General features: G+C 75.4%; 14 protein-coding genes. 5 read left to right on the forward strand and 9 right to left on the reverse strand.

Features of this window, described 5'->3' with window-relative positions:
* Positions 1-15 precede the first annotated feature (15 nt).
* Entirely contained in the window at positions 16-1,512 is a 1,497-nt protein-coding gene (locus IE316_RS27155; RefSeq protein WP_190207130.1) for a DNA-binding protein NsdB, read from the reverse strand.
* 263 nt (positions 1,513-1,775) lie between these two features.
* Between IE316_RS27155 and IE316_RS27160 the strand changes: the two genes are divergently transcribed.
* A complete protein-coding gene (locus IE316_RS27160) occupies positions 1,776-2,915 on the forward strand; it encodes an aminoglycoside phosphotransferase family protein (RefSeq protein ID WP_190207131.1) in 1,140 nt (379 codons plus the stop codon).
* A gap of 205 nt (positions 2,916-3,120) precedes the next feature.
* Entirely contained in the window at positions 3,121-5,100 is a 1,980-nt protein-coding gene (locus IE316_RS27165; RefSeq protein WP_190207132.1) for a peptidoglycan recognition protein family protein, read from the forward strand.
* 10 nt (positions 5,101-5,110) lie between these two features.
* Here IE316_RS27165 and IE316_RS27170 read toward each other — a convergent pair whose 3' ends face one another.
* The 4 genes from IE316_RS27170 to IE316_RS27185 form a co-directional block, all read right to left on the reverse strand.
* On the reverse strand, positions 5,111-5,608 hold the full coding sequence (locus IE316_RS27170; RefSeq protein ID WP_190207133.1) for a hypothetical protein: 498 nt from the start codon (positions 5,606-5,608) through the stop codon (positions 5,111-5,113).
* 50 nt (positions 5,609-5,658) lie between these two features.
* Positions 5,659-6,564, reverse strand: a complete 906-nt coding sequence (locus IE316_RS27175) for a universal stress protein (RefSeq protein ID WP_190207134.1) — start codon at positions 6,562-6,564, stop codon at positions 5,659-5,661.
* 149 nt (positions 6,565-6,713) lie between these two features.
* On the reverse strand, positions 6,714-6,956 hold the full coding sequence (locus IE316_RS27180) for a DUF397 domain-containing protein (protein WP_190207135.1): 243 nt from the start codon (positions 6,954-6,956) through the stop codon (positions 6,714-6,716).
* Positions 6,957-7,040: 84 nt separating this feature from the next.
* A complete protein-coding gene (locus IE316_RS27185; protein WP_190207136.1) occupies positions 7,041-8,540 on the reverse strand; it encodes an acyl-CoA synthetase in 1,500 nt (499 codons plus the stop codon).
* Between the two features lie 361 nt (positions 8,541-8,901).
* Between IE316_RS27185 and IE316_RS27190 the strand changes: the two genes are divergently transcribed.
* Positions 8,902-10,683: a serine hydrolase domain-containing protein gene (locus IE316_RS27190; RefSeq protein ID WP_190207137.1), complete on the forward strand. Its 1,782-nt coding sequence runs from the start codon at positions 8,902-8,904 to the stop codon at positions 10,681-10,683.
* Between the two features lie 13 nt (positions 10,684-10,696).
* Here IE316_RS27190 and IE316_RS27195 read toward each other — a convergent pair whose 3' ends face one another.
* The 4 genes from IE316_RS27195 to IE316_RS27210 all read right to left on the reverse strand — a co-directional run bounded on the left by IE316_RS27195 (position 10,697) and on the right by IE316_RS27210 (position 13,965).
* Entirely contained in the window at positions 10,697-10,888 is a 192-nt protein-coding gene (locus IE316_RS27195; protein WP_190207138.1) for a DUF2795 domain-containing protein, read from the reverse strand.
* A gap of 160 nt (positions 10,889-11,048) precedes the next feature.
* Entirely contained in the window at positions 11,049-12,617 is a 1,569-nt protein-coding gene (locus IE316_RS27200; protein ID WP_190207139.1) for a phytoene desaturase family protein, read from the reverse strand.
* A 46-nt stretch (positions 12,618-12,663) separates the two neighbouring features.
* Positions 12,664-13,554 carry an oxygenase MpaB family protein gene (locus tag IE316_RS27205; protein WP_190207140.1) on the reverse strand — a complete coding sequence of 297 codons (891 nt, stop codon included), beginning with the start codon at positions 13,552-13,554 and terminating at the stop codon, positions 12,664-12,666.
* A gap of 33 nt (positions 13,555-13,587) precedes the next feature.
* The gene (locus tag IE316_RS27210) at positions 13,588-13,965 is read right to left on the reverse strand and encodes a four-helix bundle copper-binding protein (RefSeq protein ID WP_190207141.1); all 378 of its coding nucleotides are present in this window, start codon (positions 13,963-13,965) and stop codon (positions 13,588-13,590) included.
* Between the two features lie 132 nt (positions 13,966-14,097).
* Here IE316_RS27210 and IE316_RS27215 point away from each other — a divergent pair, with 132 nt between their 5' ends.
* Positions 14,098-14,502, forward strand: coding sequence for a ChaB family protein (locus IE316_RS27215; RefSeq protein ID WP_190207142.1), 405 nt, complete (start codon positions 14,098-14,100; stop codon positions 14,500-14,502).
* 37 nt (positions 14,503-14,539) lie between these two features.
* Positions 14,540-14,899 (forward strand): DUF6479 family protein, encoded by a 360-nt coding sequence (locus IE316_RS27220; RefSeq protein WP_190207143.1) that lies wholly within the window; start codon positions 14,540-14,542, stop codon positions 14,897-14,899.
* The last annotated feature ends 66 nt before the right edge of the window (positions 14,900-14,965 follow it).

Genomic DNA, 14,965 nt, shown 5'->3' on the forward strand with positions numbered 1-14,965 from the left:
GCAGCGCGCCGCGCGCTACGCCAGGGCGCTGTTGCCGCTCTTCCCCTTCCCCTTCGGCAGCGCCAGTTCGATCTCCTCCCGCAGCTCCCGGATCCGCGGGCAGCTCGCGTACCGCGCGGTCAGCCGGTACATCTGGCGCAGCCGGTCCCAGGTGCGCAGGGAGGAGTTGGAGCCCATCGACATCAGGGCCAGCCGCGCGTACCGGTCCGCCTGCTCGGGCTCGTCGGCGATGAAGCAGGCCGAGGCCATGGAGAGATGGTCGAAGATCTTCGACCGTCCCCGGGCGTCGCTCCTCGTGTCCAGTGCCTTGCCCGCGTAGTACTGGGCGTGCACCGCCGCACCCGGGTCGGACTCGGCCAGCGTGCGGTAGGCCAGGGCCGTCATGCCGTACAGGTCCTCGGCGGTGAAGAGCTGCATCCAGTCCGGCGGTTCGGTGTCGTCGCGGTCGGAGACGAACAGGTCCTCGGCCTGTCCGAGGGTGCGGCGCATGGCCTGGCCCTTGCCCATGGACGCCAGGGCCCACGCCTCGATGGTGTGGAACATCGCCCGGGTGCGCGGCAGCAGTCGCTCCCCCGAACCGGAGGTGGCCAGCTTCATCAGGTCCAGTGCCTCGTCGGGCCGCCCGAGGTGCACCATCTGCCGGGCCGCCCGGGAGAGCGCCTCGCCGGCCCGGGGCCGGTCACCGCCCTCGCGGGCGGCGTGGGCGGCGATGAGGAAGTACTTCTGGGCCGTGGGTTCCAGCCCCACGTCGTGCGACATCCAGCCCGCGAGGACCGCCAGGTTGGCGGCGACGCCCCACAGGCGCCGCTGGAGATGGGGAGGGTGGCGGTAGGCGAGCATGCCGCCCACCTCGTTGAGCTGGCCCACCACGGCCTTGCGCTGGAGGCCGCCGCCGCGGGCGGCGTCCCAGGCGCGGAACACCCCGACCGAACGCTCCAGTGCCTCGATCTCCTGCCACCCGATGGGGGCGGCCTCGTAGCGGTCGAACCCGGCGGGGTCGGCGATGCGCAGGGGATCGTGGAGGTCGGGAGCGTCGGCGGCCAGCACCGGGTCGGTGTGCAGCCAGTCGTGCATGGCGCTGCTGAGTGCGGAGCCCGTGGCGAGCGCGGCGCCCGCGCCCACCAAGCCGCGTCGGTTGAGCATGAGATCCATTCCCGTGAATTCGGTGAGGACCTCGGCGGTCCGCTCGGGCGCCCACGGCACGCCGTCGGGATGTTCCGCACTCCCGTCGCGTGGCCGATTCCCCGCGCGCCCGTGCCGCACCAGACCGAGGTCCTCCATGGTCACGACACGGCCGAGACGCTCGGTGAACAGGGCCGCCAGCACCCGTGGCACCGGATCGCGCGGGATCTCTCCCTTGTCGATCCAGCGCCGCACCCGCGAGGTGTCGGTCGCCAGTTGGAGGTGGCCCATGGCCGCCGCCTGCCGGTTGACCAGCCTCGCGAGTTCGCCCTTGGACCAGCCGGCCAGGCCGAACAGGTCCGCGAGCCGGGTATTGGGTCGTCCGCTCACGTCAAGCCCCCAGGTTCTCGGCTGAGTTGACAGTAGACCCGCCGGACATGCCCGGCGACTATTCGCCAGGGTTCGCCAGGGTCCGCCAGATGGTGTGCCAGGGCCGGACGGGTGTCGAGTAGGAACGCGCCACCCCGACCCGGCCACCGCGGGGGCATTCCCCAGGGTGGCCCCCGGCGGCCGGGCGGGCGGCGCGACCACCGGCCGACCGACGGCTCAGCTCAGGCAGGCACAGCAGGTACAAGAAGGGATCTGGCTCGCCCATGTACGCAGCATCGGCCTCCGTGTCCGCCCCCACCCGCACGCCGCACCCCCGTCCCGCCGGAAGCGGACCCTACCTCGCCCCCGCGCGGCCGGCCTCCGAGGTGCTCGGGGCGGGCAGGGCGCGGCGTGCCCCGGTGCCGGGCGGCCAGCCGCTCAGCGGGAGAATCGACCTGTCCGGCCCGCAGGGCACCCAGTTGCGTACGGCGATCGCCGCGGTGCACCGGATCTGCCCGGAGTTCGCTCCGGTGCAGGTGCTGCGCCGCACCGGGCGGTCGGTGCTGCTGGTCGGGACGACCGGACGCAGCACCGCCGTGGCCAAGTGCCTGCTGGACCACTCCCCCGCGTGGGCGGAGCGGAGTAGGCACGAGATAGCGGCCTACCGCTCGTTCGTCCGGCAGCGCCCGCCGGTGCGGGTGCCCAGGCTGATCGCGGCGGACCCGGACAACTGCACGCTCGTCATCGAACGGATGCCGGGACGGGTGGCGGCCCTGCAGCGCCACCCCCTGGAGACACCGCCGCGCGCGGACATCAGGGCGGCCCTCGGCACCATCTGCCGGCTCAACGCCTGGCGGCCCCCGGCGGGTGCCTTCGACGCCCCGCTGGACTACGCGGCGCGAATCTCCCGCTACCACGAGCTGGGGCTGCTCACCGACCGGGACCTGGGCGACCTGCAGAAGCTGCTGCTCGGCATCGCGCACGCGGCCGGCCGCCAGGGCATGGGCCAGTTCTGCCACGGCGACGCCCTGCTGTCGAACATCCTGATGTCACCGGCCGGACCGGTGCTGGTCGACTGGGAGCACGCGGGCTGGTACCTGCCGGGGTACGACCTGGCGACGCTCTGGACGGTGCTCGGGGACGCGCCGGGGGCCCGGCGCCAGATCAGCCAGCTCGCCCAGTCGGCGGGCCCGGCCGCGCGGGACGCGTTCCTGGTCAACCTGATGCTGGTCCTGACCCGCGAGATCCGTACGTACGAGACGGCCGTGCAGCGTTCGATGCGCGACGCGGCCCCGCCGGCCCCGAGCCCGGCCCACCCGGGGGCCACGCCGACCGGCGAGGAGCAGCGGCTGCTGCTGCGGCGGCTGCACGACGACGCCCAGTTGGCCCGCCGGGCGGTGCGCGCGGCGGTCGGCACGCGCTGACGGGACCACGGCCCGCGGTGCGCCCCGAGAGGGCGTGCCGCGGGCCCTTCCGTGTGCCCGCGACCGCGGACGCCACTGGTGTACGCCACTGGCGTCAAGTCCTCCTCACCCCTGCGTGATTGACGGATCGTCGCACCGGCGGGTACCACTGACGGACACCCGGCCCCGGCCGCCCCGACACCCCCCGTCGTCCCAGGAGGCCGCATTGCGAGGTTCCGTCCCCGGCCCGTCGTCCGCCACCGACTCCCCCGGCGGCATACGCCCGCGCGCCACGGCCGCCGCCGTCGCCGCGTCGGCGCTGCTGCTGCCGCTGCTCGGCGCCGCCCCGGCCACCGCCGGGCCCGCCGGTACCGCGCCCGCCCCCGACCGGCTGCAGCGGGCCTTCGCCGCCGCGGCGGCCGAGTACCACGTACCGCCCAGCGTGCTGCTGGGCGTCTCCTACCTCCAGTCCCGCTGGGACACGCACGGCGGCGCGCCGAGCGTGACCGGCGGCTACGGCCCGATGCACCTCACCGACGCCCGCACCGCCCTGGCCCGCGCCTCCTCGCACCACGACGAGGGCGCCGAGGACCCGCGCGGCGACGACGCCCGCCCCGCGGTGCGCCCGGAACCCCGGCCCGTGGCCACCGCCGTACCGGCCCGGCTGTCGACGCTGCCGAGGGCGGCCGAACTGACCGGGCTGAGCCCCGAGGCCCTGCGCACCGACCCGGCGGCCAACGTGGTCGGCGGCGCCGCGCTGCTCGCCGACGCGCAGCGGCGCCTGGGCGAGCCGGCCGGCGCGGACCCGGCGGACTGGTACGGGGCGGTGGCCCGGTTCTCCGGCGCCGACGACACCGCCACGGCGGCGGCCTACGCCGACGACGTGTACGCCGTGATCCGCGCCGGTGAGCGCCGCACCACCGACAGCGGGCAGCGCGTCACCCTGCCCGCCCGTCCCGAAGTGGCCCCGGAGCGCGCCCAGTTGGCGCGGGCGGGGCTGCGGACCGCCGAGACGGCCGGTACCGAGTGCCCGCCGACGGTGTCCTGCGAGTGGGTGCCGGCGCCGTACGAGGAGTTCGGGGACGGCGACTACGGCAACCACGACCTGGCCGACCGGCCCGCCTCCCAGCGCGTCCGGTACATCGTCGTGCACGACACGGAGGGCACCTGGGACGGTGTCCTGAACCTGGTGCAGGACCCCACCTATGTGTCCTGGAACTACTCCCTGCGCTCCACCGACGGCCACATAGCCCAGCACGTGAAGGCCGAGGACGTGGCCTGGCACGCGGGCAACTGGTACGTCAACGCGGGCTCGATCGGCCTGGAGCACGAGGGCTTCCTCACCGATCCGGACACCTGGTACACGGAGGCGATGTACCGCTCGTCGGCGAGGTTGGTGAAGTACCTGGCGAAGAAGTACGGCGTCCCGCTGGACCGGCAGCACATCCTGGGCCACGACAACGTGCCCGGGCCGACCGCCTCCAGCGTCCCCGGCATGCACACCGACCCGGGCCCGTACTGGGACTGGGCGCACTACTTCCGGCTGCTGGGCCGCCCCTTCCACCCCACCGCCGGGAAGGACGCGGACGTGGTCACCATCCGCCCCGACTACGCGTCGAACCGGCCGGTCTACACCGGCTGCGCGAGCGCGGGCGTGCCCTGCCCGGCGCACGGCTCCAGCGAGGTGCGGCTGTACTCCGACCACGACGAGACGGCCCCGCTGATCCGGGACCCGGGCCTGGGCACGGCTCCGGGGACGGGCGTCAACGACCTGTCGTCCCGGGTCTCCACCGGACAGCAGTTCGCGGTCGCCGACCGGTGGGGCGACTGGACGGCCATCTGGTACCTGGGGCAGAAGGCGTGGTTCCGCGACCCGCCCGAGCGGCGCACGGCCGTGCCCGCCAAGGGCACGCTGGTCACGCCCCGGGCCGGTCTGGCGAGCGCCCCGGTGTACGGCAGGGCCTACCCGGAGGCGGCGGCCTACCCGGCCGGGGTACCCGTCCAGTCGGTGTCGCCGCTGCCGTACCGCCTGCCCGCGGGCCAGGCGTACGTGGTGGGCGACGAGGTCCCCGGCGAGTACTACTACGCGGTGACCTACGACGAGGAGTCGCACCGGGTCGTGCGGGGCCAGGACCGGTACTACGAGATCCAGTACGGGCACCGCGTGGCGTTCGTCCGCGCCGCCGATGTGGAGACCGTCGGCTGAGTACCCGGTGTCAGCCCTGCTGGAAAAGCTCCGCCGGGAGCGGCTTCAGCAGGGCGTACAGGTCGTCGGTGATGGGGCGGTCCCAGGCGGCGATGGTCACCAGGACCTGGTCGCTGCGGTCGAACTGCACACAGGAGATGCGGCTCTCGGAGAGCTTGAGGCGGCGCACGATCAGCAGGTTGTCGCCCTGCATGACCGGGGTGTCCTCGGCGCCGACGACGGTGACCTCCTCGTCGTTCTCCAGCGCGAGCAGCAGTTGGGCGACCTCGAAGGGGACCTGCCCCTCGGGGACGTCCCGGGCCGGGGAGCCCTCGGGCAGGTTCCCGATGATCATCGCGGGGCCGCGGCCGCCGAACAGGTCGTACCGCAGGAAGACGCCCTGGCAGGTGCCGTCGGGGGCGGGCAGCAGACCGGCGCCCAGATTGCCGGGCCAGTCGCCCGGGTCCATGGCCAGTACGTCGAAGTCGGGCCCGGCGGGGGTGGCACTGCGGCGGCGGAGGAACGACATGCCGCCCATGGTACGTGGCCGCGTCGCCCGGACGCCGGGCGACCGGGGCCTCATTCCGCCGGCGGGGAGGGCGGGACGACCGCGACGGGGGCCGCGGCGTGCAGCAGGACGGCGTGGGTGACCGAGCCCATCATGCGGGCCGGGGCCAGCAGGCGTCGCCGGTGCCGGCCGACGACCACGAGGTCGGCGTCGCGGGAGGCGGCGACCAGGTTGCCGGCCGCGTCGCCGGGGACGACGTGCGGCTCGGCCCGGACGCCGGGGTGCCGTTCGCGGTGGGGGGCGAGGAAGCCTTCGGCGAGGGCCCGGGTCTCGCTCGCCACCGCGGCCTCGTCGATCACCGGCGGCACCACCTGGCCGGGCGCGGTCCAGGCCGGTACCGGCCACGGGTAGGCGGCGACGGCCCGGACGCTCGCGCCGCGCGTGGCGGCCTCGGCGAAGGCGAAGGCGAGGGTGGCGTCGTCGGGGCTGTCGACCCGCAGCCCGGCCACCACGTGCGGGCCGGGTCCGGGCGGGGCCGCCTCGGCGGGCACCTCGCGGCCGGGGCGCGGTACGACGACGACCGGGCACTCGGCGTCGCGGGCGGCGGCCAGCGAGGCGGAGCCGAGCAGCAGGGCGGCGAAGCCGCCGCGGCCCCGGGAGCCGAGGACCAGGAGCTGGGCGTCGGCGGAGAGTTCGGGCAGGGCGGCGTTCGGGACGCCCTCGACGGCGAGGTACTCGGTGTCCGGCGGTCCGTCGCCGGCCCCCAGGTGGGCGCGGGCGGCGTCGAGGACCTCGTCCTCCTCCGGGTGGGGCGGGGCGACGGCCATGACGTCGGGCTGGGACCACACGGCGTACTGCCGCACGTGGGCCACCCGCAGGGGTGCCGCGCGCCGGCGGGCGGCGTCCCGTGCCCAGTCCAGGGCGCGCAGGCTGTCGTCCGAACCGTCGACCGCGGCGACGACCGGCAGGGTGCTCATGGGTTCCTCACCTTCCGGAGTGCGTCCCCCCTCCGGGCGCCAGCCTCGCTCAGGTGGCGGTCCCGGGCGGGTGCCCGGGGACGCGTGTCCGGGAAATCACCGCAGAACTCCCCCGGTTCGGCCGGTCCGCGGCCGGCGGCCGGCGGGGCTCAGGTGAGGTCGAACTCGCCGCCGCGCGCCCCGGAGACGAAGGCGCCCCACTCGGCGGGGGTGAAGATCAGGGAGGGGCTCTCCGGGCGGGTCCCGTTGCGCATGGCGATGAAGCCCTCGACGAAGGCGATCTGCACGTCCCCCAGACCTCCGCTGCTGGACTGCCACTGCGCGCCGCTCAGATCCAGGTCCGGCTTGTCCCAGCCTGTCGGCGGGCGCTGGTGGGTGGTGGTCTCGGCCACGTCCGTGCTCCTCCCGATCGCGTCGTCCGCGGGTCAGCCTAGCGATCGGCCCGGGGCGCCGACAGGCCGTGCGGGAAGGACCTTTCAGGCGGTGGCGAAACGGTCCCGCAGCTCCCGCTTGAGGATCTTGCCGCTGGCGTTGCGGGGCAGCGCGTCGGCGAACAGGACCCGCTTGGGGGCCTTGAAGGCGGGCAGCCGTGCGCGGGCGTGGGCGAGCAGTTCGGCCTCGGTCACCTCGCCGCGCGGGACGACGACGGCGGTGACCGCCTCGATCCAGCGCGGGTCGGGCAGCCCGACCACGGCGGCCTCGGCGACGCCGGGATGGGTGTAGAGGGCGTCCTCGACCTGGCGGGAGGCGACCAGCACGCCGCCGGAGTTGATGACGTCCTTGACCCGGTCGACGATGGTGAAGTAGCCGTCCGGGTCGCGCACCGCGAGGTCGCCGGAGCGGAACCAGCCGTCGCGGAAGGCCGCGGCGGTCTCCTCGGGCTTGTCCCAGTAGCCCTCGCACAGTTGCGGGGAGCGGTAGACGATCTCGCCGGGGGTGCCGTCGGGCACGTCCCGGCCGTCCTCGTCGACCACCCGGGCGTCCACGAACAGCACGGGCCGGCCGCAGGAGTCCATCCGGCCCTCGTGCTCGTCGGGGCCGAGGACGGTGGCCAGGGGGCCGATCTCGCTCTGTCCGAAGCAGTTGTAGAAGGCGAGTCCGGGCAGCCGGGCGCGGAGCCGCTCCAGGACGGGCACCGGCATGACCGACGCGCCGTAGTACGCCTTGCGCAGGCCGCGGAGGTCCCGGGTGGCGAAGTCGGGGCGGCCCGCGAGGCCGATCCAGACGGTGGGCGGCGCGAACAGGCTGTCCGCCCGGCCGGCCTCGATCAGGTCCAGCAGGCGGTCGGGGTCAGGGCTCTCCAGGAGGATGTTGGTGGCGCCGACGGCGAGGTAGGGCAGCAGGAAGACGTGGGTCTGCGCGGAGTGGTAGAGCGGCAGCGCGTGCACCGGGCGGTCGCCGGCCCGCAGGTCGAGGGCGGTGATGGCGCTGAGGTACTCGTGCACCAGGGCCCGGTGGGTCATCATCGCGCCCTTGGGCAGCGCGGTGGTGCCGGAGGTGTAGAGGAGCTGCACCAGGTCCTCGGCGCCGGGTTCCGGGCCGTCGAAGGCGGGGGCGGTGGCCAGCCGGTCCAGGAGGGAGCCGTCGGCGTCCCGCAGCGGCAGGACGGGTACGGCGGCGGGGAGCCGGCCGGCGAGGGCGGGGTCGGCCAGGACCAGCGCGCTGCCGGACTGGGTGACCAGGTACGCCAGGTCGTCGCCGGTGAGGTTCTGGTTGACCGGCACGTGCACCAGGCCGGCCCGCGCGCAGGCGAGGAAGGCGATCAGGTAGGCGTCGGAGTTGTGGCCGTAGGCGCCGACCCGGTCGCCGGGGGCGAGTCCCTCGGCGCGCAGGACGGCCGCCGCGCGGGAGACGGCGGTGTCGAGTTCCTGGTACGTCCAGGTGCGGTCGCCGAATTCCAGGGCGGTCCGCGCGGGGGTGCGGCGGGCGCTGCGGCGCAGCACTCCGTCGACGGTGCTGCCGTGTCCGGGCGTCATGACGGTGATCCTCGGCCGGGGACGGCGGCGGGTCAAGACACGTACGGCCCGGCGGCGGGGATCAGGAACGCGTCGCTGTCATGGCGCTGACAGGGCCGATACCGGTTGGTACGCTCAACCGCTCCCTTCCGTCGAGGGCGTCGGGAGGCCCGATGCGCACGCGTCCGGGACGGCCACCGCCCGCGGCGGTGACGCCGTCGGCGGCCGGACGGCCGGACCGGTCGGCACCCCCGTCCCGCGGCCCGGCCCGCCCGCGGACCGGACCCGGCGGTTCCCCGGTGAGCGCCGGACGCGGTCACGGTTCCGGTTCGGGTTCCGCGGGAGAAGACGTCCGGCCCCGGCAACCCGAAGGAGGCTCTCCATGGCAGCGGCGGAACAGGGCACGGGCGCAGTGACCCGGCGGCAACTGAGCGCGGGCGCGCTGGCGCTGGGCGGGGCGCTGGCCATCGGCCCGTACGCGGCCGGGCCCGCCGCGGCCGTCGCCCCGGGGGTCCGGCGGACCACCCTGCGGCACGGCCCGGCCGAGCGGGCCGGGCTGCTCCCGGAGCATCTGCGGCGGCTGGTCACCGGCGCCGAGGCGTTCCTCGGCCCGTCCCCCCGGCACCCCTGGTACGCGGGGGCGGTGCTGCTCGCCGGGCGGGGCGGCACGGTCGCGCTGCACGAGCCGATCGGCATGGCGGTGCGCTACCGGGCGTACGACGAGGCCACGGACACCGGTGTGGAGTTCCCGGCCGCCGAGCAGATCCCCACGACCCGGGGGACGGTGTTCGACCTGGCGTCGGTGTCCAAGCTGTTCACCACGCTGCTGGCGGTCCAGCAGATCGAGCGGGGCGCGCTGCGCCTGGAGGCGGCGGTCGCCTCGTACCTGCCGGAGTTCGGCCGGGCGGGCAAGCGGGAGGTGACGATCCGCCAGCTCCTCACGCACACCTCGGGGTTCCGGGCGTGGATTCCGCTCTACACCTCGCCGACGTACGAGGAGAAGGTGCGGCGGATCTTCGACGAGGCCCCGGTCAGCCCGCCGGGTACCGCCTACCTCTACTCGGACCTGAACCTGATCTCGCTCCAGTTGGTGCTGGAGCAGCTCACCGGCCGCCCGCTGGACGCCCTGCTGCGCGAGGAGATCACCGGCCCGCTGGGGCTGCGCCGCACCCGCTACAACCCGCCCGCCTCCTGGCGGCCGTCGATCGCGGCCACGGAGGACGCCCGCGCCCCCTGGTCCGGGCTGGACCGGGGCCTGGTGTGGGGCGAGGTGCACGACGAGAACGCCTTCGCGCTGGGCGGGGTCGCGGGGCACGCGGGGGTGTTCTCCGACGCCTGGGACCTCGCGGTGCTCGGCCGCACCCTGCTCAACGGCGGCGCCTACGGCCGGGCGCGGATCCTGCGGCCGGAGTCGGTGGAGCTGATGTTCACCGACTTCAACACCGCCTTCCCCGGCGACGAGCACGGCCTCGGCTTCGAGCTGTACCAGCACTGGTACATGGGCGCGATGGCCACCCCGCGCACCGCCGGGCACACCGGCTTCACCGGCACCTCGCTGGTGCTGGACCCGACCACCGACTCGTTCCTGGTGGTGCTGGGCAACTCCGTGCACCCGGTGCGCACCTGGCGGTCCGGGTCGGCGCCCCGGGTGGCGGCGGCCGACGCCCTGGCGCGGGCGGTGCCGGTCCGGCCGCCGCGCGGGCGCACGGCCTGGTTCTCGGGGATGGCGAACGCGGCGACGGCCACGCTCACCCTGCCCGCGCTGGACACCTCGGCGGGCGGCGCCCGGTTGCGCTGCGCGCTGTGGTGGGACACCGAGCCGGGTGCGGACGCCCTGGTCCTGGAGGCCGCCCTGGACGGCGGTACGGCCTGGCAGCCGGTGCCGTTCACCACCTCCCGGCCGGGGGCGGCGCCCGCGGAGCACCCGGCGGGGTCGGTCGGCGGCTTCTCCGGCCGGGTCTGGCACCGGCTGACCGCCGCCCTGCCGGCCGCCCGCTCGCTCACCCTGCGCTGGCGGTACACGACCGACCGGCTGTACGTGGGGCGCGGGGCGTACGTCGCGGCGCCGCGCGCCGAGTCGGCCGACGGCGTCCTGTTCGACGCGGCCCGTCCCGCGGACGCGGCCCGGATCGAGCCGGCGGGGTGGACGCGGTCGGCCGACTGAGGCGGGGGCCGTCCTACTGGTTGAAGACGGCCTTCTGGACCTCGTTGGGCCCGTCGAAGCTGTCCTGCTTCAGCCCGTCGAGCACGCTGACGACCTGGTCGTCGGCCTTGTTCTTGCGGGCGCGGTCGACGAGCGACTTCTTGTCCGCCGGGTAGTCCATGCCGCTGAGGGCCTTCTGCAGGTCGATGGGGCTGAGGTCGGCCATGACGGCCTCCTTGTCGTACCGGTCGATGGGTGGGGGGTCCTGCGGTCCGCACGGCCAGGCGTGCGATATGTCCGCTATGTCGCGGTACCCAGCCCGGCGCGGCACATGCGCCCCGTCCCCCGCTCGCGTCCCTTCCGCCCCCTCCGCCCCCTCCGCCCCTTCAGTCCCCCGGTTCCGCCAGCACCGCCATGGCCGCGTTGTGCCCCGGTACGCCGCTGACGCCGCCCCCGCGGACCGCGCCCGCGCCGCACAGGAACACGTTGGGGTGGCCGGTCTCCACGCCCCAGCGACCGGTGCCCTCCTGGGCGTACGGCCAGGACAGGTCGCGGTGGAAGATGTGGCCGCCGGGCAGCCCCAGCTCGCGCTCCAGGTCCAGCGGCGACTTCACCTCGACGCAGGGCCGCCCGTCCGCGTCGGTCGCCAGGCAGTCGGCGAGGGGCTCGGCGAGCTGGGCGTCGAGCTGGGCCAGGGTCGCCGTCAGCAGGCCGGCGCGGACGCAGTCGTGGTCGCCGGTGAACAGCCGGGCCGGGGTGTGCAGGCCGAACAGGGTGAGGGTGTGGTGGCCGCGCTCGGCGAGTTCCGGGCCGAGGATGGTGGGGTCGGTGAGCGAGTGGCAGTAGATCTCCGAGGGCGGGACGGCGGGCACCCGGCCGGCGGCGGCGTCGGCGTGGGCGGCGGCGAGCTGGGCGTAGCCCTCCGCCACGTGGAAGGTGCCGGCGAACGCCTCCCGGGGGTCCACCTCGGGGTCGCGCAGCGCGGGCAGCCTGGTCAGCAGCATGTTGACCTTGAGCTGGGCGCCCTCGGCGGGGGCGGGCGGCGGGCCGCCGGTCAGCTCCGCCAGCGCCCGCGGGGAGGCGCCGACCAGGACGTGCCGGGCGGCGGCGGTGCCCTCGCCGTCGGCGGTGCGGTAGGTGACCTCGGCGGTCCGCCCGTCGGTGTCGATCCGTACCGCCTCGTGGCCGGTGGCGAGCACGGCACCGGCCGACCGGGCGGCGGCGGCCAGCGCGTCGGTGAGCGCGCCCATCCCGCCGACCGGCACGTCCCAGGCGCCGGTGCCGCCGCCGATGACGTGGTACAGGAAGCAGCGGTTCTGGAGCAGGGAGGGGTCGTGGGCGTCGGCGAAGGTGCCGATCAGGGCGTCGGTGAGGACCACGCCCCGGACCAGGTCGTCGGCGAAGTGCTCCTCGACGGCGACCCCCACCGGTTCCTCGAACAGGGCCCGCCAGGCGTCCGCGTCGTCGACCCGGCGGCGCAGTTCCTCCCGGGTGGGCAGCGGTTCGGTGAGCGTCGGGAAGACCCGCCGGGCGACCTGGCCGGTCATGCCGTAGAAGCGCCGCCAGGCCGCGTACTCGCGTTCGCCGCCGGTGAGCCGGGCGAAGGACTCCCTCGTCCGCCGCTCGCCCCCGCCGACCAGCAGCCCCGTCGGTCGGCCGCCCCGCTCGACGGGCGTGTACGAGGAGATGTCCCGGGTGCGCACCCGGAAGTCCAGGCCGAGGTCCCGGACGATCTTCCGGGGCAGCAGGCTGACCAGGTAGGAGTAGCGGGACAGCCGGGCGTCGACGCCGGGGAAGGGCCGGGTGGACACCGCCGCTCCGCCGGTGCGGGCCAGCCGTTCCAGGACCAGGACGGAGCGTCCGGCGCGGGCCAGGTAGGCGGCGGCGACCAGGCCGTTGTGGCCGCCGCCGACGACGACGGCGTCGTAGGCACGGGTTCCCCGGTGCGTGGTCATGGCTCTTGGTAGCACGCGGTGATCGCCCCCGCCAGGGCGCCGGTGCCTACGGCCGCAGCCGGTGCGCTGCCGGGCGGGTGTCCGGGCCGAGCCGTGCGACGGCGGTCAGGATGTGCCGGGGCGGCAGTTGCCAGCGCACCTGGGCGGGGATCGCGCGCAGGACGGTGCCGGCGCGGCGCAGACGGCGGGTGACGGTGCCCGGGTCGGGCGCGGGCCTGCCGTACAGCTCGTGGGCGTACGGCGGCAGGGAGCCGTAGGCCAGGTCCGCGACCCGCCGCCACAGCAGGGCGCGGGCCGGGACCAGTGCCCGGGGGGTGGGCGGGCGGCGCAGGAAGTCGTCCACCTCGCGGGCCTCGGGTCCGGCGGCCAGTTCGGGCCGCACCCGGGCGAAGTAGGCGGCCAGGTCGGCGCGGCTGGCGGGCACACCGGCCGGGTCGAGGCCGACCAAGCGGGCGCTGACGCGGTGTTCGGCTAGGTAGCGGTCGGCCTGGGCGTCGGTGAGCGGGAACCCGGAGCGGCGCAGCACGTGCAGGTAGGAGCCGACCTCGGCGCAGTGCACCCAGAGCAGCAGCCCGGGGTCGTCCACGCCGTACCGCTCGCCGGTGTCCGGGTCGACGGCGCTGAGCCTCCGGTGGATGCGGCGGACCCGGGCGCCCGCCTCCTGGGCCGCCCGTGTGGTGCCGTACGTGGTGGTGCCGACGAAGCGCGCGGTGCGCAGCAGCCGGCCCCAGGCGTCCCGCCGGAAGTCGGAGTTCTGCATGACGCCGCGCACCGCGCGCGGGTGCAGGGCCTGGAGGTACAGGGCGCGGATCCCGGCGATCCACATCATCGGGTCGCCGTGCGCCTGCCAGGTCACCGATCCGGAGCCGAACAGCCCCGGATCGGCCCGCTCGCCGTCACCGCTCGCGCCCGTCTCGCCGGTCAGGAAGGCAGCCATGCCGTGAGGCTACCCGCGACCGGGCGGGGCGGGTCAGCGCAGGGTGGCCAGGAAGTCCCCGCAGGCGCGGGCGCAGTCCCGGCACGCCGCCGCGCTCTCCTCGGCGCCCGGCTGCCGGTCGAAGACCTGGGCGGTCTCCAGGCACACCTGCCGGCACCACTCCACCTGGGCGCGGATGGCCGCCTCGTCGGCCTGGGTCTGCTCCGACAGCACCCGGCAGGTGGCGTCGCACACCTCGGCGCACATGATGCCCTTGCGGCGCACCTGTTCCTGGTTCTCGCTCCCGTCGGGGTCGACGAGGCTCGCCCGCAGCGCGCTGGCCCGGGCACACTCGGTGCAGGCTTGTGCGCAGGCGAAGCGATCCTCGAGAAACTGGAAGAGTTCCGCTTGAGAAGTCGTCGTCGTCGTCACACCGCGCGAGTTGCCGCCGTCCCGGCCGCCAAACCCGCCGAGCCCGGTGTTCCCAAGGGGCGCGGCCCGTTTTCCGGTGCCCTCGCCGGGCACTCGTGCGGCCCAGCGAGCACGAGAACGGAAGGTGGCGACATGCCGGGACGACAGGAACTGCCGTCGACCCTGGAGCGGTCTCCCCAGGCGGCCCAGCGGACCTGGATCAAGGCGCACGACTCGGCCGTGCGGGAGTACGGCGAGGGCGAGCGCGCCCACCGGGTGGCGTTCGGCGCGCTCAAGCACAAGTTCGAGAAGGTCGGGGACCACTGGGAGCGCAAGGAGGGCGGGCGCAAGGGCCCCTCGGACTCCCGGTCGGCGCGGCCCCGCGGACAGGGCGGGCGCAGCGGCGAGGGCGTGGACGAGAGCGCCTCCAAGGAGCACCTGTACGACCTCGCCAAGCGACTGGACGTGCCGGGCCGTTCGCGGATGAGCAAGCCGGAGCTGCTCGACGCGATCCGCAAGGCCAACCGTTCCCGGACCCGGTCCGCGCGGTCGAGCTGACCAGGTTGGCGGCCCCGACCGGGGGTACCCGCGGGTCATGAGTAGCGCATGGATGAACCTGGCCGCGACCAACGGCGCCATGGGCGTCGGGCTGGTCGTGGCGGCCGTCGTGGTCGTGGCCCTGCTGATCGGCGCCTTCGCGGTCGGCATCCGCGTGAAGCGCCGGGAGGCGCCGCCGCCCCGCCCCGAGGAGCAGCCGCATCTGCCCGAGGGCGGCCCGGTCCGTGAGACCCGGGAGGTGCGGGAGCCCGAGGAGGTGCCGCGGAGCGACGAGCGGATGCGGCCGCACGAGCTGAAGCGCCAGGGCAGCCGGACCTCCGCCGGACAGGAACGGCCCCGCTGGGACGAGGGCGGCAGCGGTTCGTTCGGCAGCGGCGGCCCCGGCGGCGGCCGCTGACCCCGCGCCGCCCCACCCGCGTAGCCGGGCCGCCCCGGCCGGCCGCGCAGTACAGAGGAAGTGAGA

It is taken from the genome of Streptomyces fumanus, from assembly GCF_014655295.1.
GTDB classification, from domain to species: Bacteria; Actinomycetota; Actinomycetes; order Streptomycetales; family Streptomycetaceae; genus Streptomyces; species Streptomyces fumanus.